The organism is Dietzia sp. IN118 (assembly GCF_032905965.1).
Classification (GTDB): Bacteria; Actinomycetota; Actinomycetes; order Mycobacteriales; family Mycobacteriaceae; genus Dietzia; species Dietzia kunjamensis.
In genome coordinates, this window is the sequence record NZ_JAUMSR010000001.1 from 2633132 (window position 1) to 2652584 (window position 19453).

18 protein-coding genes and 4 tRNA genes (1 of these 22 only partly in view) are annotated in these 19453 nt (G+C 70.2%); 8 read left to right on the forward strand and 14 right to left on the reverse strand.

Translation table 11 applies throughout. From position 1 onward, the window contains the following. On the reverse strand, positions 1–512 hold the 5' portion of the coding sequence (murA, locus tag Q2K20_RS12560; RefSeq protein WP_120284445.1) for a UDP-N-acetylglucosamine 1-carboxyvinyltransferase. It extends 772 nt beyond the left edge of the window; the window shows 512 of its 1284 coding nt (coding positions 1–512); it begins with the start codon at positions 510–512; its stop codon lies beyond the left edge, outside the window. Positions 513–584: 72 nt separating this feature from the next. Here murA and Q2K20_RS12565 point away from each other — a divergent pair, with 72 nt between their 5' ends. Continuing rightward, positions 585–1190, forward strand: coding sequence for a cob(I)yrinic acid a,c-diamide adenosyltransferase (locus Q2K20_RS12565; protein WP_067712052.1), 606 nt, complete (start codon positions 585–587; stop codon positions 1188–1190). A gap of 30 nt (positions 1191–1220) precedes the next feature. Here Q2K20_RS12565 and Q2K20_RS12570 read toward each other — a convergent pair whose 3' ends face one another. The 7 genes from Q2K20_RS12570 to Q2K20_RS12600 all read right to left on the reverse strand — a co-directional run bounded on the left by Q2K20_RS12570 (position 1221) and on the right by Q2K20_RS12600 (position 8174). After that, entirely contained in the window at positions 1221–2105 is an 885-nt protein-coding gene (locus tag Q2K20_RS12570; RefSeq protein ID WP_132063991.1) for a LuxR C-terminal-related transcriptional regulator, read from the reverse strand. Positions 2106–2287: 182 nt separating this feature from the next. Continuing rightward, on the reverse strand, positions 2288–3535 hold the full coding sequence (locus Q2K20_RS12575) for a GTP-binding protein (RefSeq protein WP_317176828.1): 1248 nt from the start codon (positions 3533–3535) through the stop codon (positions 2288–2290). Beyond that, positions 3523–4308: an enoyl-CoA hydratase gene (locus Q2K20_RS12580; RefSeq protein WP_067712041.1), complete on the reverse strand. Its 786-nt coding sequence runs from the start codon at positions 4306–4308 to the stop codon at positions 3523–3525. Before Q2K20_RS12580 ends, Q2K20_RS12575 begins: the two co-directional genes overlap by 13 nt. A gap of 85 nt (positions 4309–4393) precedes the next feature. Continuing rightward, positions 4394–7651, reverse strand: a complete 3258-nt coding sequence (locus Q2K20_RS12585; RefSeq protein WP_317176829.1) for an arabinosyltransferase domain-containing protein — start codon at positions 7649–7651, stop codon at positions 4394–4396. A gap of 87 nt (positions 7652–7738) precedes the next feature. Beyond that, positions 7739–7812: transfer RNA gene (locus tag Q2K20_RS12590), tRNA-Phe, on the reverse strand. 49 nt (positions 7813–7861) lie between these two features. Next, positions 7862–7938: transfer RNA gene (locus Q2K20_RS12595), tRNA-Asp, on the reverse strand. Between the two features lie 163 nt (positions 7939–8101). After that, positions 8102–8174 (reverse strand) — tRNA-Glu (locus Q2K20_RS12600). Positions 8175–8277: 103 nt separating this feature from the next. Between Q2K20_RS12600 and Q2K20_RS12605 the strand changes: the two genes are divergently transcribed. From Q2K20_RS12605 to phoU, 3 genes are all read left to right on the forward strand, one after another. Further along, positions 8278–8353, forward strand: a tRNA-Lys gene (locus Q2K20_RS12605). 61 nt (positions 8354–8414) lie between these two features. After that, the gene (gene dusB / locus Q2K20_RS12610) at positions 8415–9593 is read left to right on the forward strand and encodes a tRNA dihydrouridine synthase DusB (RefSeq protein WP_067712036.1); all 1179 of its coding nucleotides are present in this window, start codon (positions 8415–8417) and stop codon (positions 9591–9593) included. 77 nt (positions 9594–9670) lie between these two features. Then, positions 9671–10453, forward strand: a complete 783-nt coding sequence (gene phoU, locus Q2K20_RS12615; protein ID WP_067712032.1) for a phosphate signaling complex protein PhoU — start codon at positions 9671–9673, stop codon at positions 10451–10453. A 95-nt stretch (positions 10454–10548) separates the two neighbouring features. Here the strand turns inward: phoU and pstB are convergent, their stop codons facing one another. From pstB to Q2K20_RS12645, 6 genes are all read right to left on the reverse strand, one after another. Further along, entirely contained in the window at positions 10549–11325 is a 777-nt protein-coding gene (gene pstB, locus Q2K20_RS12620) for a phosphate ABC transporter ATP-binding protein PstB (RefSeq protein ID WP_067712029.1), read from the reverse strand. Between the two features lie 16 nt (positions 11326–11341). Then, entirely contained in the window at positions 11342–12256 is a 915-nt protein-coding gene (gene pstA, locus Q2K20_RS12625) for a phosphate ABC transporter permease PstA (protein ID WP_067712026.1), read from the reverse strand. Beyond that, the gene (pstC, locus tag Q2K20_RS12630) at positions 12256–13308 is read right to left on the reverse strand and encodes a phosphate ABC transporter permease subunit PstC (RefSeq protein ID WP_082923668.1); all 1053 of its coding nucleotides are present in this window, start codon (positions 13306–13308) and stop codon (positions 12256–12258) included. The genes pstA and pstC overlap by 1 nt, the downstream gene beginning before the upstream one ends. Before the next feature lie 77 nt (positions 13309–13385). Then, complete coding sequence (pstS, locus tag Q2K20_RS12635; protein WP_096905966.1) at positions 13386–14492, reverse strand: phosphate ABC transporter substrate-binding protein PstS; 1107 nt, start codon at positions 14490–14492, stop codon at positions 13386–13388. Between the two features lie 254 nt (positions 14493–14746). Beyond that, positions 14747–15718: a mycothiol synthase gene (gene mshD / locus Q2K20_RS12640; RefSeq protein ID WP_132063997.1), complete on the reverse strand. Its 972-nt coding sequence runs from the start codon at positions 15716–15718 to the stop codon at positions 14747–14749. After that, positions 15715–16404 (reverse strand): winged helix-turn-helix domain-containing protein, encoded by a 690-nt coding sequence (locus tag Q2K20_RS12645; RefSeq protein WP_067712021.1) that lies wholly within the window; start codon positions 16402–16404, stop codon positions 15715–15717. The genes mshD and Q2K20_RS12645 overlap by 4 nt, the downstream gene beginning before the upstream one ends. A gap of 82 nt (positions 16405–16486) precedes the next feature. On the opposite strand from Q2K20_RS12645, the gene Q2K20_RS12650 reads away from it, so the two are divergent. The 4 genes from Q2K20_RS12650 to Q2K20_RS12665 all read left to right on the forward strand — a co-directional run bounded on the left by Q2K20_RS12650 (position 16487) and on the right by Q2K20_RS12665 (position 19426). Beyond that, the gene (locus tag Q2K20_RS12650) at positions 16487–17227 is read left to right on the forward strand and encodes a DUF2993 domain-containing protein (protein ID WP_132063998.1); all 741 of its coding nucleotides are present in this window, start codon (positions 16487–16489) and stop codon (positions 17225–17227) included. Between the two features lie 10 nt (positions 17228–17237). Continuing rightward, the gene (locus Q2K20_RS12655; protein ID WP_067712016.1) at positions 17238–18068 is read left to right on the forward strand and encodes a sulfurtransferase; all 831 of its coding nucleotides are present in this window, start codon (positions 17238–17240) and stop codon (positions 18066–18068) included. A gap of 48 nt (positions 18069–18116) precedes the next feature. Further along, a complete protein-coding gene (locus Q2K20_RS12660; protein WP_067712013.1) occupies positions 18117–18617 on the forward strand; it encodes a hypothetical protein in 501 nt (166 codons plus the stop codon). A 119-nt stretch (positions 18618–18736) separates the two neighbouring features. Further along, positions 18737–19426 (forward strand): FABP family protein, encoded by a 690-nt coding sequence (locus Q2K20_RS12665; RefSeq protein WP_082923667.1) that lies wholly within the window; start codon positions 18737–18739, stop codon positions 19424–19426. Positions 19427–19453: the final 27 nt, after the last annotated feature.

Genomic DNA, 19453 nt, shown 5'->3' on the forward strand with positions numbered 1-19453 from the left:
ACGGACGGGAAGCTCAACTCGTAGTCCGCGCCCCGGAGCTCGGTCGCGTCGGCGACGAGTCGGCCGTGGTCCATGCGGGTGCGGGCGCCGAGCCGGTTGAGTCCGTTCTGGTGCCAGTTGAGGGGACGGCTTCCGATCGCGTCTCCGCCGGGCATCGCGATCACGGCGCGATGATGGCGGCCGACCAGTGGTCCCAGGATGCACACCGATGCGCGCAGGCGCTGGGCCGCTTTGTCATCGGCCACGTGCCCCAACTCAGCCGGGGTGTCGATCACGACGGTGTCGCCGGAGACCTCGACCGTGCACCCGAGGTGGCGCAGCACATCGGCCATCGCGGGGACGTCGGAGATCGTCGGGCAATTGGTCAGCGTCGTCCGCCCCTCGGCCATGAGCGCCACCGCCATCAGCTTGAGCACGCTGTTCTTGGCGCCTGATACGGAGATCTCGCCGGACAGTCGGGTACCGCCGCGGACGAGGAAGCTCTCCTCGCGGGACGTGGGATTAGCGCTCACGGTTCCACCCTAGGCGAGAGGAGGGAGGGATCCGCTCCAGCCGCGGCCCCGCGGCAGCGTAGGTTGGCCGACATGGCTGTTCACCTGACCAAGATCTATACCCGGACCGGCGACGACGGGTCCACGGGCCTCTCCGATTTCTCGCGCGTGAGCAAGAACGATCCCCGACTGGTGGCGTACGCGGACTGCGACGAGGCCAACGCGGCGATCGGCGTGGCCGTGACGCTCGGAGGCCTGGACGACCGTGTCGTCGCGGTACTGCGGACCGTGCAGAACGACCTCTTCGACGCCGGCGCGGACCTGTCGACGCCGGAGGTCGAGGACCCCAAGTACCCGCCGCTGCGCATCGAGCAGCCCTATATCGATCGCCTCGAGAGCTGGATCGACCAGTTCAACGCCGAGGTGCCGGACCTGACGTCGTTCATTTTGCCGGGCGGGACCCCGGGGGGTGCGTACCTGCACGTCGCCCGTACCGTCACCCGACGGGCGGAGCGTTCGGCATGGGCGGCCGTCGAGGCCCATCCGGAGACGACCTCGGTCCTGCCGGCGAAGTACCTGAACCGGCTGTCGGATTTGCTGTTCGTCCTGGGCCGGGTCGCGAACCCGGAGGGCGACGTCCTGTGGGTGCCCGGCGGGGGAGCGCGGCTGACCGGAGCTCAGCGGACGGAGCGCGGCTGACCGGACCGCGACCGGCCGGAGCGGTGCGGGTCAGGGCAGCGCGCCCATGCGGCGTGCTGCGTTGACCGCCTCGAACCGGGTGTGCGCGTCGAGTTTCCGCATCACCGACCGCAGGTAGCTCTTCACCGTCTCGGCACCGATGCCCATGTCGACGGCGGTCTCGATGTTGGTCTTGCCCTGGGCTACGCACGCCAGCACGTCGAGTTCGCGGCGGGACAACCGCGCGGTGGGCATCTCGGGCGGCGGGGAGACCATCTCGGCACAGATGCGTTCGAGCTCCGCGCGGACGTCCGGGTCCTCGGTGCGTGAGGCGAGCATCCGCAGGCGGGCGTGGGTCTCGCGCATCCGCTCGTTGGACAGCACGTCGTCCCACCGGCCCTCGCCGGAGCCGGGCCCGACCGGGGCGGCGCCGCGGGCCGCCAGTGCGTCGTTGACCGCGATCTCCTGTTCCAGGGCACGGGCGGTGGCCGCCATCTGGTTGAGGACCTTCTCGCCGAACCTGACCGAGGAGTGGACACCGGCGTAGATCACCGCGCGTACGTCCTTGCCCACCACGACGGGGATCGCGGCCATCGACCGCAGCCCCTCGGAGAGCACCGGCAGGTCGTACTCGTGGGTGATGACCCCGGCCCGCGGGTAGTCCGCCACGCCGACCGGCTTGCCGGTGGCCATGACCCGACCGCCCACGCCCGCCCCGTAGTGGACCTTGAGGTCCTTCATCGCCGAGGTCCGCATCCCGAGGGACTCGGACAGGACCAACGTGTGGCCCTCCCCGACGACACCACCGATCGTCACGGGGATCCCCGTGGCCTCCCGCAGCGCCGCGATCGCGCTACGCACCGAGGCGAGGTCACGCTTGCGTCGCTGGGCGTCCCCGGCGCCGCTCGGGCCGTGGCCGGTGTTGTCCTCGTCCACGAGGTCTCCTCCCTCGTCCGTGCAGCACCCCCGCCGCGGGCGGGTTGGCCCCCCTGCCGGTGCGACACTTCGGCGTCGTCAGCGCCACTATACGCACGTGGTCGGGGTGACGCCGAACCAGAACATGAGAGAGGCGTCAGGTCGTCGGGGGTACCGGCCGCAGCTTCGTCCCCGCACCGCGGTCAGGGGGTGAAAGCTGGATCGAATGCCTCCGGATCCTCGGGGTCGGCCAACATCGCGGCGACCCCGGTGACGGGCGCCGCGCGCTGTTCGTCGTAGATCCATTCCTCGACGTCGCTGGAGTCCGGGTCGCCGACGAGGTACGGGTGCAGGCCCAGCATGGCCGAGGCGCCAACCGTCTCCCCGGTGTCCAGCACGGTCTCGTCGAGGAAGCGGACCACCTCGTCGTCGTCCATCTCCACGCCGATCACCACCAGACCCTCCGGCCCCTCTCCCCCGGCGCGCAGCTCCAACCGGCGACCCACCAGAGCCACCTCGTAGCGGCGGGGGCCGTCCGCGCCTGCCAGGGTCAACGTGCCCTTGGCGCGGTAGGCGCCGGCCGGCGGCGCCGAGACCGCGGTGAGGAAGCGGCGCGGGTGCAGGGGACCGGCCGGCGTCACGGTGACGGCCGTGTAGCCGTCATGCAGGTGTCCGTGCTCGTGGTGTCCGTGCCCGCCGTGTCCGTGCTCGTGGCGTCCGTGCTCGCCGTTCCGGTGGCTGCCGCCGGACGTCGCGGCGGGCGCGGCGGTCGGTGCGCCGTCGGGGGCCATGTCCAGGAGCAACCCGGCCGGGACCGCGGCGCGGACCGCCGGGAGCACGGCCACGCGCGGGGCGTGGGTGCGGATCGTCGCCCGGAGCTCGCCGAACCGCTCGCGGGTGATGAGGTCGCACTTGTTGACGACGACGAGGTCGGCCTCCGCCAGGTGCGCCGCGAGTCGCGGATGTCGCGTCATGGCGTCATCGAGGCCCTCGGCGTCGACGACCTGGACCATCCCCGCATGGCGCGCCACGTGCCGCGGCACGTCGTGGACCATCCGCGACAGGACGGGCGGCTCGGCCAGGCCACTGGCCTCGATGACCGCGAAATCCAGGCCCAGCTCGGGACCCGCGAGCCGGGTGAGGGTCTCGCCGAGCTCACCGGCGTCGACCTCGCAGCACACGCAGCCGTTGGCGAGCGAGACCATGGAGTCCACCCGCCCGGCGACGGCGGTGGCGTCCACGTCGATCTCGCCGAAGTCGTTGACGATCGCGGCGATGCGCAGCCCCGGTGTGCCGGACAGCAGGTGGTTGAGCAGCGTGGTCTTGCCGGCGCCCAGGTAGCCGGTCAAGACCAGGACGGGCAGGGGCTCGCCGGGGGCGCGGTGCGCGTCATCGCGCCCACCGCCCCCGGCGAGGTGCCCGTGCCTCAGTCCGTCGTTCAGCGACGCCACTCGGGCTTCCGCTTCTCCGCGAACGCGGACATGCCCTCGGTCTGGTCCTCCGTGGCGAACAGCGCGTAGAAGGCGTTCTGCTCGGCGAGCAGGCCCTCCTCGAGAGTGGTCTCGAAGGAGCGGTTGACCGCCTGCTTCGCGACGATGGCCGTGGTCTTGCTCATGGAGGCGATCGTGGTGGCGACCTTCATGGTCTCGTCGAGCAGCTCGGCCGCGGGGACGACGCGCGCGACCAGGCCGGAGCGCTCGGCCTCGTCGGCGTCCATCTGGCGGCCGGTCAGGCACAGGTCCATGGCCTTGGCCTTGCCCACCGCACGGGTGAGGCGCTGCGAACCGCCCATGCCGGGGATGACGCCGAGGGTGATCTCGGGCTGGCCGAACTTGGCGTTGTCGCCGGCGATGATCATGTCGCACATCATCGCCAGCTCGCAGCCGCCGCCCAGGGCGAAACCGGACACGGCGGCGATGATCGGCGTGCGCGCGGCGGTGAGGCGCTTCCAGTCGTGGAAGAACCGCTCGAGGTAGATGCCCGGGTAGTTCTTGTCCTTCATTTCCTTGATGTCGGCGCCGGCCGCGAAGGCCTTCTCCGACCCGGTGATGACGATGCACCCGACCCCGGGATCGCCGTCCAACGCCTCGACGGCCTCGACGACCTCCTTCTCCATGCCGCTGGACAGCGCGTTGAGCGCCTTGGGGCGGTTGAGCGTGATGGTCGCGACCCGGTCGGTCTGCTCGACCAGGATGTTCTCGAACTGCTTCTCCGTCACGGACATGCGTGTCTCCAGTCTGTCGTCGTCAGGTGCCTGTGCGCCATTACTTGGAAGTCCTTGTAATAGCTCCGGGGCCGATGCTAGCCGGTCACCGCGCGAGCGGCCCACCGTTCCACAGTCCCGACCGTACGGCCTGGTCGTGGGTGACGGTCGCCTCGCGCGCCTCGGGCACGAGCGGGGTGTACCGCACGAGCGATCCCCAGTCGCGGTCCCAGTCGTGTTCGAGGTAGGTCGGCACCGTCTCGCCCTCGAGCAGCAACTCGATGAACCCGATGGGGCCACCGCCGTCCCACGCCTGCCACGTGTTGGTGGAGCTCACGGCCAGTCCCCGATCGGGCAGGACGCGGTACTCGGGCAGTTCGTGGACGCCGGCGTACTCGTCGAACGGGCGCAGGCACGGGGTGTGGAACGCGACCGCCCAGTCCGGCAGCACCGGCCTCGAGTCGCCGACCAGTTGCTGCATGGTGACCAGCTCCGGCATGCGCGGCGGGGTGAACGCGATCCACCGCGACGGGTCCGGGTCGAGGTCGCGCACGACCAACCGGATGGCCGAGGCGTCGGCGGGCAGGGTGTCCGTCGGTACGCGCAGGTTGCGCCAGGACGGAGCCGGCCCGATGTCGATCGGCAGGACCGAGCCCGCCACCTCGAACTCCCCGCCGCCGGTGGAATACTCGACGAGCACCGCGTCGGGAGCGAAGGACCCGGCCACGCCGATCGTGACGAGCGGGTCCTCCCTCTTCTGGCCGTTCTCCCCCTCCCCCTCGGGGAGCCGGTACCAGTTGGTGGTCGTCTCCGCGTTGAACTGCGCACCCGACTGGTGGCTGCCGAGGACCGGCACGCGGGCGGGGTCGAGTCCGAACGGCAGGACTGCGTGGCTGCCGTTGATGCCCTCCCCGATGCGCACGCCGCCCTCGGTGCCGGCGGTGGTCGACGTGGTGTCGGAGCCCTCGCCGGTGCCGGGGGTGTCGGTATCGGCCGCCTGCGTGGCGGTGAGGTCGGTCGGGATCCCGTCGGGGTCGAACACGACCGCCTCGCCGCCGGCCTCGAGTTGGTCCCGGGGCTCGCCGACGGGGGCGAGCAGGCCGGCGTTGGCGTCGGGCTCGGCGAGCACGACATCGGCGATGCCGCACGGCTCGCCGGAGAGCGCGCGGAGGTTCTGCAGACCCACCGAGTACGCGGGGTACTGGTTGCGGACCGCTGCGGCCATGGAGGCGACGATGACGACGACGACGAGGGCCGCGGCCAGCCCGAGTGGGGCGTGGGAGACCTCACGGGCGAACCGGAGCAGGGGTCCGCGGTCGCCACCGTCCCGCTCCTGCCCGGTGCGCGTCATGAACGGCTCCCGGTAGTGCAGGACCAGGGCGGCGAGGAGTGCCACGAGCATCAGCCCGAGGAACACGGAGTACAGGGTGATCCCGGCGATGGTCGGCTGGGTGCCGCCCCACGGGATGCCGTAGATGGAGATGTACCACCAGCCGTTGGTGGAGGTGAAACTCAGCGCCAGCACGAACAGGACACCGGCGAGGAAGAGCATGCGGTTGCGCAGTGACCTGGTCGCCGCCGGGAGGACCGCCATGGTCACCAGTGCCGCCAGCGCCGCGCCGATGGTGGCGAAGGCGCCGAAGTGGTGGGTCCACTTGGTGGGGTTGAGCGCCATGAACGCGATCGAGATGGCCGCCAATCCCACGATGCGGCGGGCGGGGCCCACGGACACCCCGGGGATCCGGCCCTTACGGAACAGGATCGCCGCGCAGGTGATGAGGGACAGGAGCATGGCGAGTACACCGAAACGGCGGGCCAGCGAGCCGTCCGGGGTGGGGTTCATCAGCCATTCGTAGCGCCACACCTCCTCGTACCAGCTGCCCGAGGGGCCGACATCCCCGAGCAGCGCCGACGACTGCAGCGTGGTGACCAGCGGCTGGTCGAGGAAGATCAGGTGCAGCACGCCCAGTCCGGCGGCCAGCAGCGGCGCGACGGTCGGTACCCAGCCGTCGCGCTTCGCGCGCCGGATGACGAGCAGCAGTAGTGGCCTGGACGCGGCGATGATGACCGCGATGCAGAACGTTCCCGTGGGCGCTGCGGACAGGGTGAGCCCACCGATGATGAACCCGGTCGCCGCGGGTAGCAGCCGTCCCGTCGCGAGTGCCCGCTCGAGCGAGACCCAGGTGGCCAGGACACCGAAGGCGATGATCGGTTCGGGCCGGAGGCCGTTGTTGTAGGTGAGCCAGAACGCGAGGAAGACCGCGGCGGTGCTCCACCGCACGGCCGCGGCGCGGCGGGCGGCGATGCCTAGCCTCGGGATGACCTCCCGGGACAGCAGGATCCACGAGGCGATGCCCAGCAACAGCGCGGGCAGTCGGAGCCAGACGCTGCCCAGCGAGATGGCGCTCATCGCTGTGTAGAGGTAGTACGGCATGCCGAACGGCGCGTACGGGGCCCCGTAGTAGCGGAACACCTCGGGCATGTAGCCGCTGGAGACGGCAGCGCGCGCCTCGGTGAGGATGTAGCCGTCGTCGGCGGTGTTGGCCCCGATGACGTGCCACACGAGCAGCGTCGCCACGACCAGCAGGTCCAACGGTCGCGGCTTCCACCAGCCCGGCGGGAGGATGCGGCGCGCGATCCGCCCGTCCCGCAGGTCGAGCCGGTGCAACGCGACGAGTGCCACGAGGATCGCGAGGATGCCCACGACGATCGCGATCTGCTTGATGGCGGTCGCCTGCGTGGTGTAGCGCGAGTCGACCGTGATGTCGACGGCCATGCCCTCCGGTGCCGCGCCCTCCAGGTCGGTGAACACCCCGACCACCTGTGGACGGAGGTCCGCGTCGATCCGGCCCCCGACGCCCTGCCCGTCGATCTCCAGGCCGACGAACTCGGCACCGATCGAGCCGGAGTCGGCCGTGACGCGGATCGTGGAGCACGCGCCGGGCGCGGCGACCGCGTCGGTGGGCGCGGAAGCGACGAGCGCGTTGCGGCTGCGGACCTCCACGTCGGGGCCGGCCACGGACACCATGAGCGCGCGGGCCGCCGCGTTCTCCCCCGCCTCGCGGGGCGCGGTCGAGACCAGCACGCCGTCCTCGCGGCCGTCGGGCAACTGCCCGACGGCCGTGCACGGCACCTCGACGGTGAGGTCGAGTGGGTAGTACGCGACGAGCGGCGCGGTGACCGGCTCGAGGGTGCCCGCCTCGGGCCAGCTGACGGTGGAGGTGGTCTGCGTGACCGGCAGCAGCGGCACGATGATCGCGAGCAGGATGCCGACGAGCCCGCTGACGGCGGCGACGATCCCCCACCGAGGTCCCCTACGGGACTTTTCCGGCACGTCAGGGACCTCGGCGGCAGTCGATGGCATGGCGTCCACGCTATAACGAGGGGAGGACGTTCCCCGAAACGACGAACGCGCCGGAGGGGGTTCCCTCCGACGCGTTCGTCGGTGTTGTGGCCAGAGTCGGGATCGAACCGACGACCTTCCGCTTTTCAGGCGGACGCTCGTACCAACTGAGCTACCTGGCCCTAAGACCACCGGCGCACCCGGTGAACACCGAATGCGCCGGTATGTCTCTGGCGACCCTGACGGGACTCGAACCCGCGACCTCCGCCGTGACAGGGCGGCGCGCTAACCAACTGCGCCACAGGGCCGTGCTCTTCGCACGAGAAAGAACATTAGTGGACCGCCCGACCTTTGCGCAAATCGGCCCCCTGCCAGCAGTATCCGAGCACGTCAGCGGCGCGACAGAGGCACGCGGGCCGTGAATGCACGAGGTCCCGGCCACCTGACGGTGACCGGGACCTCGACCATGTGTACCCCCTACGGGATTCGAACCCGCGCTGCCGGCGTGAAAGGCCGGTGTCCTAGGCCGCTAAACGAAGGGGGCCTACGCCACGTCCGGGTGCCCCGGTCCGCAGCGGGGTCCAGTGTAGGGCACCGCCCACCGGGCGGATAAACCAACCGCACACGAGGACGGTATCGTGACCGTCGCCCCTATAGCTCAGTTGGTAGAGCTACGGACTTTTAATCCGCAGGTCGTCGGTTCGAACCCGACTGGGGGCACCATGTACCGCCCGGCGCGCGGGCCCATTGGACCTGCTCGCGCCCCGCTGGGAGAATCGGGGTCATGTCCGCACCCACCGCCGCCGCGGCCCCCGCACTGCGCATCGGCCCCCTGGAGCTCGCGTCCCCCGTCGTCCTGGCGCCGATGGCCGGGGTCACCAACGTCGCGTTCCGCACGCTCTGCCGCGAGATCGAGCGTGACCAGCAGGGCTCGGTGTCCGGCCTGTACGTCTGCGAGATGGTCACCGCCCGCGCCCTGGTGGAACGCCAGCCCGGGACGCTGCACATGGCCACCTTCGCCCCGGACGAGTCGCCGCGCAGTCTGCAGCTGTACACGGTCGACGCCGAGTACACCTACGCGGCCGCCAAGATGATCGTCGACGAGGACCTGGCCGATCACATCGACATCAACTTCGGGTGCCCCGTGCCCAAGGTCACCAGACGCGGTGGCGGGTCCGCCATCCCCTACAAGCGCCGGTTGTTCCGCTCGATCGTCGCCGCGGCGGTCCGCGCCACCGAGGGCACCGACATCCCGGTGACGGTGAAGATGCGCGTCGGCATCGACGACGCCCACCACACCCATCTCGACGCCGGCCGCATCGCCGTCGAGGAGGGCGCGCAGGCCGTCGCGCTCCACGCGCGGACGGCCGCCCAGCGGTACTCCGGGGAGGCGGACTGGTCGCAGATCTCCCGGCTCGTCGAGCACGTCGGGGCGGTCTCGGATGTGCCGGTGCTGGGGAACGGCGACATCTTCTCCGCCGAGGACGCCGTGCGGATGCGTGAACAGACCGGCTGCGCGGGCGTGGTGATCGGCCGCGGTTGCCTCGGCCGTCCGTGGCTCTTCTCCGAACTGGCCGCACGGTTGGACGGTCGCGAGGCGCCGACCCCGCCCGCGCTGGGCGAGGTCGCGCGCATCATGTACCGCCACGGCGAACTCCTCGCGCAGCACCACGGCGAGGACAAGGGGATGCGCGACATCCGCAAGCACGTCGCGTGGTACCTCCGGGGCTTCCCGGCCGGATCGGAGAAGCGGGTCGGCCTGTCCGCCGTCCGCACCCTGGACGACCTGGCCGAGCTGCTCGCGGACCTTCCCGCCGACGAGCCCTTCCCTGCCGACGGGTACGGACCGCGGGGGCGTCAGGGCTCCCCCTCCAAGGTGCTGCTGCCCGAGGGCTGGCTCGATGACCCGGAAGACGACGCCACCGCGCTCGAGGGCGCGGACGCCGAGAACTCGGGCGGCTGAGCCCACCGCGGACGAATGTTCACCGGTCGTTCACCGCACCGGCGGTGACCGCCCTGACATGCGCGTATTCTGGCAACATGCGTCTTGTCTACTCCGAAGAACTCGCGGGCCTGGCCACGTCCATGGCCCGGATGTGCTCCCTCGCGACCGATGACATGGAGCTGGCGACCCACGCCCTGCTCCAGGTCGACCTCGTCGCCGCGGAGAAGGTCCTGGAGTCCGCGACGGAGATGTCCAGGCTGGCGACCGAGAACGAGGAGCGGGGTTTCGCCCTGCTCGCCCTCCAGGCGCCCGTCGCGCGGGACCTGCGACAGGTGGTCACGTCGATCCAGCTCGTGCAGGACCTCGTCCGGATGGGCACCCTCGCCGGACACGTCGCCAAGATCGTCCGCCGTCGCCATCCCGAGCCGGTCCTGCCGGAGCCCGTCAACGGCTACCTCGCCGAGATGGGCCGGGTGGCGGTCTCACTGGGGCGCTCCGCCACCGAGGTCCTCCTCAACCGTGATGCCGAGCAGGCGGCCACGCTGGCACGGCAGGATGATGCCGTCGACGACCTCCGGCGCCATCTGTTCACCCTGCTCACCGTCCGGGAGTGGAAGTGGGGCGTCGCCTGCGCGGTCGACGTCACCCTCCTGGGCAGGTACTACGAGCGCTTCGCCGACCACGCCGTAGAGGTCGCCCAGCGCGTGATCTTCCTGGCGACCGGCGAGTACGCCACCGTCCCCGAGGACGACCCCGAGCGCCCGTCCCCCTCCAGCGAGGAACTGGTGCGCCAGTTCAACGAGACGGACCGGACCTTCAAGGAGCGCATCGCCCGCCACGAGGCCACGGGCCGGGACGGCACCGCCGGGGACTCTTGACACACCGCGACCTGACGTGGGGGAACGTCACTGCCCCGGTGCCGGCCTCGAGGCCTGTACCGGGGCAGTGACGTCCGTGTGAGCGCCGGGACGGGTCAGCCGAAACGGCCGGACACGTAGTCCTCGGTCTGCTTGTTGTCCGGGTTGGAGAAGATCTTCTCCGTGGAGTTGACCTCGACCAGTTGACCCGGCATGCCGGTGGCCTCGAGGGAGAAGAACGCGGTCTGATCGGACACGCGGGCGGCCTGCTGCATGTTGTGGGTGACGATCACGATCGTGAACTCGTTCTTGAGCTCGGCGATGAGGTCCTCCACGGCCAGTGTCGAGATCGGGTCGAGCGCGGAACAGGGTTCATCCATCAGGAGTACCTGCGGCTCGATGGCGATCGCGCGGGCGATGCACAGACGCTGCTGCTGGCCGCCGGAGAGCCCACCACCGGGCTTGTCGAGGCGGTCCTTCACCTCGTTCCAGAGATTCGCACCGCGCAGCGACTTCTCGGCGACCTCGTCGAGGGTCTTCTTGTTCTTGACGCCCTGGAGCCTGAGCCCCGCGACCACGTTCTCCTTGATCGACATCGTGGGGAACGGGTTGGGGCGCTGGAAGACCATCCCGATGGTCCGCCGGACGGCGACGGGGTCGATCTTCTTGTCGTAGATGTCCACACCGTCGAGCTTGATGGAGCCCTTGACGTAGGCCCCGGCGATCTCCTCGTGCATCCGGTTGAGGGAGCGCAGGACGGTGGACTTGCCACATCCGGAAGGGCCGATGAACGCGGTCACGGACCGGGGCGGGACGTGGAGGTCGACGTCCTTCACCGCGTGGAAGTCACCGTAGAAGATATCGACGTTCTCGAGGTCGAGTCGCTTTGCCATCTGAACCGATGTGTCCTTACTTGGTCTTCGGCGCGAGCGCCTTGGAAGCGAACGCCGCGAGAACGTTCGCGAGCGCGATGATGAGGATGAGCGTGAGGGCCGCGCCCCAGATGCGGTACTGACCGGCGTCGTTGGGGTTGGACAGCTGGTTGTAGATCAGCAGTGGCAGCGAGGCCATGTTGCCCTGGAAGAGGTCGTAGTTGTAGCTCGCGGTGTACCCCACCAGGATCAGCACGGGCGCGGTCTCCCCCATCACCCGGGCGAGCGCCAGGAAGATGCCCGAGATCATCCCCGACAGCGCGGTGGGGATGACCACGCTGGTGATGGTCTTCCACTTGGGCACCCCCAACGCGTACGAGGCTTCACGCAACTCATCCGGGACGAGCTTGAGCATCTCCTCGGTGGAGCGGACGATCAGCGGGATCATGAGCAGGACCAACGCGAGTCCCACAGCGAAGGCGCTCAATTCGAACTGCAGCATCGTGATCCAGATGCCGAAGATGAAGATCGCCGCGACCACCGAGGGGACGCCGGCGAGGACGTCGACCATGAGGGTGGTGGGTCGCGCCAGCGTGGAGTCGGGATACTCCACGAGCATGATGCCGGCGGCGATACCCAGTGGGATCGAGATGACGGCCGCGATGAGCGCCTGGACGAGGCTGCCGTAGATGGCGTGACCGACGCCGCCGGCGAGCGACGACGGCGATACCAGGAAGAGCGAGTTCGTCCACCAGTTCGGGTTGATGATCGCCTCGGCCCCCGCGGAGACCACCTTGTAGAGCAGCGCGATCAACGGGATCACCGCGACGATGAACGACAGGGTGAACACGACCGTCGCCACGGAGTTCTTCGCCTTCCGCCCACCGGAGACGGGGAGGAAGGTCTCGGACGGCTTGGCCGGTCGTGCGAGGTCGGGGGTTACCTGGGACATCAGCCGTTGACCTTTCCACCGGACACCGAGCGCGCGATGAGATTGACGATGAACGTGAGGAGGAAGAGCACGAGCCCGGCGGCGATGTAGGCCCCGGTCGACATCGGGTTGTTGAACTCCGCGGACCCGGAAGCGATCTTGGACGCGAACGTGAAGCCCCCGTCGAACAGGGAGAGGCCGCTGGCCGAGCTCGAGGCACGGAGGATGATGAGCACCGCCACCGTCTCACCGAGCGCTCTGCCGAGGGCGAGCATCGACCCGGCGATCATGCCCGATTTGGCGTAGGGGAAGCACGTCATCCGGATCTTCTCCCACTTCGTCGCGCCGAGTGCCAGAGCGGCCTCCTGGTGCAACGACGGGGTCTGACGGATCGTCTCGCGGGACATCGAGGTGATGATCGGGAGGATCATGATCGCGAGCACGATGCCCGCGGTGAAGATGGTCCCGCCTCCGGCGATCGAGACGTTCCCGTCGGCGAAGAGGAAGAACCACCCCAGGTTCTCGTTGAGCCAGGTGGCGAAGGGGGTGATCCACGGGCCGAGGACGATGAGTCCCCACATCCCGTACACGATCGACGGGACGGCCGCCAGCAGGTCGATCATCGCCGACAGCGCCCGGGAGATCCGGGGTGGCGCGTACTGGACGAGGAACGTCGCGATCCCGATCGCGACGGGCACCGCGAGCAGCAGTGCGAAGACCGAGCTCAGGACCGTGACCTTCAACAGGTCGAGGATGCCGAACCTCAGGTTGTCGGGATCGGTCGTGTTCCACTCGGAACTGGTGAAGAAGTTGACCTGGTCCTGGAGGATGGAGGGCACCGCCTGGAGGACCAGCACGATGCCGATCAGCGCGATGAGCCCGACGATGATCGCGCCCGCCGCGACCGTGACCGACCGGAAGACGGAGTCGATATTCCGGGACGACCCGTTGGTGAGCAGGCCCCGTGGGCCGTCTCCCCGGCCCCCGGCCCCCGGGTGGTCGTCCTCCGACCATTCACCGCGGCGGCCGGCGGTCTTGTCGACGTCTCGTTCGACGGAGTCGTGCACAGTCATGGGACCTTCAGTCTTCCGGGGGTCTGTATGAGGTCGGTCGCTGTCCCCGTCCGCGGACGGGGACAGCGACCGGGCTATCACTTGATCGCGTCGATCGCGTCAGTCAGCTTGCCACGGAAGGCGTCGGGAACCGGAATGTAACCCTCGCCCTCGAGCTCACCCTGCACGGACTCGGAGACGGCGACGTTCAGGAAGGCCTTGACCGCAGCAGCGGTCTCGGCGTCGGGGTACTCGGAGCAGACGATCTCGTAGGTCGGCATGAGGATCGGGTAGGCCCCCGCGGCCTCCGGGACGTAGAAGGACGAGGTGTCGATCACCAGGTCGTTGGTCCCCTCGTTCTGCAGCTTGGCGGAGTCGATGGTCGTGCCCGCGGTCTCGGCGTTGAGCTCCACGCCCTCGGCGTCCGCCGGCGTGATGACCTTGGCCATCGACAGGCCCTGGTTCTTGGCGTAGGACCACTCGGTGTAGGTGATGGTCCCCGGGGTCTGGCCGATCGCGGCCGAGACGCCCTCGTTGCCCTTGGCGCCCTCGCCGACGCCGCCGTTGAACGTCTTGCCGGCCTCCTGGGTCCACGCGCCGTCGGACGCGGCCACGAGGTACTTCTGGAAGTTGTCGGTCGTACCCGACTCGTCGGAGCGGAAGATCACGGTGATGTCCTGCTCGGGGAGCTCCACTCCCTCGTTCTCCGCGGCGATGGCCGGGTCGTTCCACGTGGTGATCTCGCCGTTGAAGATCTGGGCGATGGTGGAGCCCGACAGGCTGAGCTCGACCCCGTCGAGGTTGTAGGCCACCGCGATCGGACCGAAGACCGCCGGAAGGTTCCACGCGGGGCTCTCACAGCGCTGCTCGGCCTGGGGGTACTCGTCCTCCTTCAGCGCCGAGTCGGAACCGCCGAAGTCGGTCTGTCCACCGATGAACTCCTTCACGCCGGCGCCGGAGCCGTTGGAGTTGTAGTCGATGGTCTGTCCCTCACAACTCGTGGCGTAGGAGTTGGCGAAGATCGTCATGGCGTTGTTCTGCGCCGAGGATCCCGAGGCATTGAGGTTGGGCTTCCCCTCGCACTCGACGCCCGCGACGTTCTGGGCGGTGTCGTTGGTCCCCGCGTTGTCGTCGGAGCAGGCGGCCAGTCCGGCCGTCGTCAGGGCGGCCAGCCCGAGCAGGGCACCGGTGCGCTTGAGGTCCACAAAATCTCCTTGGTTCATCCGGTGGAGACCTCCACCGGGTCACGTTGTCGGCGACTGGGTCGCAGGGCCGGACCGGGACACGCCGATCCGACGTGGAGAGAACCTAGGGTGCGGACGTGAACAACGCCGAGGACGTAGGTGAACCCGAGATGAACTCCCTGGTCATGGGCTGTTCACCCGGACAGCCGTCCCTCCCCCCCGCGGTACCCCACCTGGGGTGATCCTGAGATCTCGTCTCCGGACCGCCGCGGAATTCAGCGTGAGGCGTACGTCACGTCTCGGTGCTCGACGGCGAAACCGAGCCTCTCGTAGGTGCGGATGGCCGGGAGGTTGTCGCCCTCCACGTAGAGGACGACCGATTCCGCCCCGGCCCGGCCCTCGAGGTGCTCGACCCCGACGGCGGTGAGCAGACCGCCCAGGCCCCTGCCCTGGTCAGACGGGTCCACGGCGACCACGTAGACCTCGCCCTCGACCGGCTTCCCGGGCTCGGCGACGGTCTTCGTCCAGTGGAACCCGGCCAGCCGCGGCGTCTCGCCCGCGGCATCCACGGCGAGGAAGACCGCGCCGGGATCCACCCAGTCGACGCCGAGCCGGTCGTCGAGCTGCTCTCGCGTCCAGCCCCCCTGTTCCGGATGCCACGAGAACGCGGCGTTGTTCACGCGGAGGAACTCCTCCCGGGTGTCCATCCCCGGCCACCGCGACCCGCCCTCCGACGCGGCCTCGGCGAGGGTTCCGGTCTCGATCCCCCCGGGCGGGTGCGGATCCGGAAGCGCGGGCCCGCCGGCGGCGCGCCGGCGCATCTTCAGCAGTTCGCGTGTCCGCGCCAGCCCGAGGCCCTCTGCCAGGGCCCGCGCGGACGGCATGTCACCGTGCGCCCACATCGCGGCGCCGGGCTCGGCTTCGAGGACCGCGCGGACGAGGGCGCTCCCGTGCCCCCGGCGCCGGTGCGAGGGGTCCACGACCAGTTCCGCCGAGGCCTCGTCCCCGGCGCCGACGAGCTGGGCGTAGCCGACGATCGCGGGGTCAACGGAACCCCCGCCCGCGGCGGCACCGGGCTCATCGGGGTCGGTCGCGAGGAAGTGACGCGCCCCGCCGGCCGGCCCGCGGAGGGCCCGGAGGGGTTGCTCACCGAGGGGTGCGACCCCGTCGACCGATCCCGCCTGCCGTGCCATCGCCTCGATGCGGTCGGCGGCACCGGCGTCCGGTGCGCGTTCGGTGACTGTCATGCGTCGCCTCCGTCCTCCCTGCGATCCGACGGCCGGACCGCTTTGTACCCGACGTTACGGACGGTGCCGATCAGCGACTCGTGATCGGGACCGAGCTTGGCGCGCAGTCGCCGGACGTGGACGTCGACGGTCCGGGTTCCACCGAAGAAGTCGTAACCCCACACCTCCTGGAGCAGCTGCGCGCGGGAGAAGACCCGGCCGGGATGCTGGCACAGGTGCTTGAGGAGCTCGAACTCCTTGTAGGTCAGATCCAGGGGGCGCCCCTTGACGCGGGCGACGTAGGTCTCCTCGTCGATGACCAGCTCGCCGACCGTGAGGAGGCCACCGTCCGCCTCGCCCTGGGACGAGTGCCGCGCGGCGGCGAGGCGGAACCGGGCGTCCACCTCCGCCGGCCCGGTGGTCGGCAGGAGGATGTCGTCGAGGCCCCAGTCCCCGCTGACGGCGATCAGTCCCCCCTCGGAGACGACGGCGATGACGGCGAGGTCCCCGCCACCGGACAGCAGTCTGCACAGTGCCCGCGACGCCGCGAGATCACTCCGCGCGTCGACCAGGGCGAGTGCCGCACCGGAGAGATCCCCCAGCGAGGACGCCAGCGGCGGGAGTACACGCACCGAGTGCGGGAGGAGAGGCAGCGCGGGGATGACCGCCTCCGGGTCTGCTTCAGCGGCGAGGAGCACTACGTCCATGTCGCTTCCTCTCCGTCCGGGGGCCGAGACGATACTAGCGACCCGCACCCCCGAAACGGGGATTGGAGTACACCTGAATGCCATGAGACTCCCCCGCCCCGTCGTCATCGCGGCTGTCGCCGTGGCCGTCGTGGCCGGCAGCGCCTTCACCGTGGAGACGGTGTCCGCCTCACGGATCGAGGCCGACCTGTCCGGTCGGATCGACCCGGGGAACACTGGTGCCGGGCCCCCCTCGGTGACGATCGGCGGCGCGCCGGGGTCGCGGTGGTCCGGCCCGGACACCCTCGTCTCGGCGACGATCCGGGTCGAAGGGGTCGACCGGCCCGGGCTCGGGCCGGTCGCGGTGGAGGCCGTGGCCACCGACGTCTCCGTGCCGGAGGACCCGACCGGTCCGCTGACCGCCGGGGCGGTGACGGTCTCGGTACAGATCACCGGGGCCTCGCTCGGCCCGGCCCTGGGGATGCGGGACGTGCTGGTCGGCGCGGCCGACGACCCGAGCCTCGCCGGGGGTACCGAGACCCGGGCCCGGGTCACCGGGACACTCGAGGGATCCGACGTCCGCGTCTCGGCGTTCGTCGACCTCGTCGTCGACGACCTCGGCGCACGGCTCGTCCCCGTGGCACCCGCGACCGGGCCGGCGGGGTTCCCCGACGGCGACGGCGAGCTGGCCCTGCGCCGCACGGCACTGACGTTGGAACCGGACGTCCTCCCGCTGGGCGTGGCGGTCGAGACCCTCAGCATCACGGGCGGCACCATCACCGCCGCCGGTGACGGCGGGCCCGGCACCGCGCCGCTCGACGGCCTCGCACGGACGGACCTCTAGACTCGGGCCCATGAGTCGCGACGACGTACTGGTCAGCACCCGCTGGGCCTCCTCGCGCCTGGCCGACGACTCGGTGGTCTTCCTCGAGGTCGACGAGGACGTGACGGCCTACCACTCCGACGGGCACATCCCCGGTGCCGTCGCGCTGAACTGGCGAACCGAACTCCAGCAGGAGTACACGCGCGATCTCGTCGACCGTGAGCGGTTCGGCGAACTCCTGTCCGTTCGGGGCATCACCCGCGAGCACACCGTGGTGGTCTACGGCGGTAACCACAACTGGTTCGCCGCCTACGCCTACTGGTACCTCCGGCTGTACGGGCACCCCGACGTCCGCCTCCTCGACGGTGGCCGTATGCGCTGGGAACGGGACGGCCTGCCACTGGAGACCGAGCTGCCGCAGCGCCCGGCGACCGAGTACGTCGCCGAGCCCCAGGACCTGTCGATCCGGGCGTTCCGCGAGGACGTGCTCTCGGGCCTCGGCAGTGACGCGCTCGTCGACGTGCGATCGGTCGACGAGTTCACCGGCCGGCTCGCCGCACCGGCCGGCCTGCCCCAGGAGGGCGGCCGACAGCGCGGGCACATCCCCGGCGCGGTGAGCATTCCGTGGAACCGAGCCGTCACCCGCGACGGTACGTTCCGGCCCGACGCCGAGCTCCGCGAGATCTACGCCGATCTTCTCGGCACCCCCGGGCAGCGCGTCGTCACGTACTGCCGGATCGGCGAGCGGTCCAGCCACACCTGGTTCGTCCTCCACGAGCTCCTCGATCAACCGAACGTCGTCAACTACGACGGCAGCTGGGTGGAGTACGGCTCCCTCATCGGGGTCCCCGTCGAGCGGTGAGCCGCGTGTTCACCCCGGCGGCCGGCGGGACTGGCTAATCTCGATCCCATGTCTCTCCTGTCGCGTGCGCTCGGTATGGCCGGGCGAGCCTCCGTCGTCGCCGTCGGCGCCGCGGTCGCTTCCACCGTCCTCGTGGGAATCGATCAACGCCGTGGGGCGACCCCGGCCGTGCCCGATCACCCCGGCCCCTACTCCCCCGAGGAGCGGGAGGCAGCCGTTCGGATGTACCTCACCGCGCTCACGGTCCCGGCCGCGGCGTTCCGTGTGCCGTTCGCGAAGGACTGTGTCCGTCGCGAGAACGGCCTGAAGACCGGGTTCGGGGCGGACCAGCTCCGGTGGGACCTCCACCTGCACCTGCAGTACTCGGTGATCCGCGAGGTCCGCGACATCGTCATCACCGTCGACCCCCCGGGGCGCGAGGGCGTCGTGCACGCGGACTTCACCCTGGCGACCGTCGTGGGCGCCACCGCGCGGGTCAGCGAGGACTTCGTCGTGCCCCCCGAGGACTGCCTCATCCACTCGATCGAGGCCCGCGTCTCACTCGGCTGAGAGGCTCGGGGTTAGGATTGGGCCATGGTGCTCTTCTTCGAGATCCTCCTGGTCCTCTGCACGCTGGCCATCCTGTGGGCCACCTGCTACATCGTGTACCGCACGGTCACCGACGAGTCGTGACGGAACGCGACCAGCCGAACACCGGTGACCCCACGCCGCCCACCCCTCCCGGGGGAGGCGGCGGTTCGGTCGTGCGCGGGTCCGGAAACGCGGCCGTCGACGCGGCGGCGGAGCAATCGGAGCAGACCGCCCGCCGCAACATCGCCCCGTTCTCCGAGCTCCCGGTCCCCGAGGACACCGCCAACCTGCGGTTCGGCCCCGACCTGCACCCGGGCCTGCTGGCCCTGCTGCCCCTCGTGGGCGTCTGGGAGGGTGAGGGCGAGGCCGACACCGAGGACCGCGGCCAGCACCGGTTCGGCCAACAACTCATCGTCGCCCACGACGGCGAGAACTATCTGACCTGGACCTCCCGCGCCTGGACCTTCGACGCCGGTGGCGCCGTGGACGATGCGGCCTACCGGGAGACGGGATTCTGGCGGATCTCCGCGGATGACCAGCTCGAGTTCCTCGTGGCCCACGCGTCCGGCGTGATCGAGATGTACTACGGCGCACCGATCAGCCAGTCGGCCTGGGAGATGACCACCGACGTGGTCCTCGCGTCCCCCACCGGACCCAAGCGTGGCGGCGCCAAGCGCATCTACGGGATCGTCGAGGGTGGCGACCTGGGCTGGGTCGAGGAGCGCGTCCACCCGGAGCGGGGCCTGGTGCCCCACATGTCCGCGCGACTGCGTCGGATAGCCGGCTAGCGGTTCCCCGCCCGGGTGGCGGGGCCC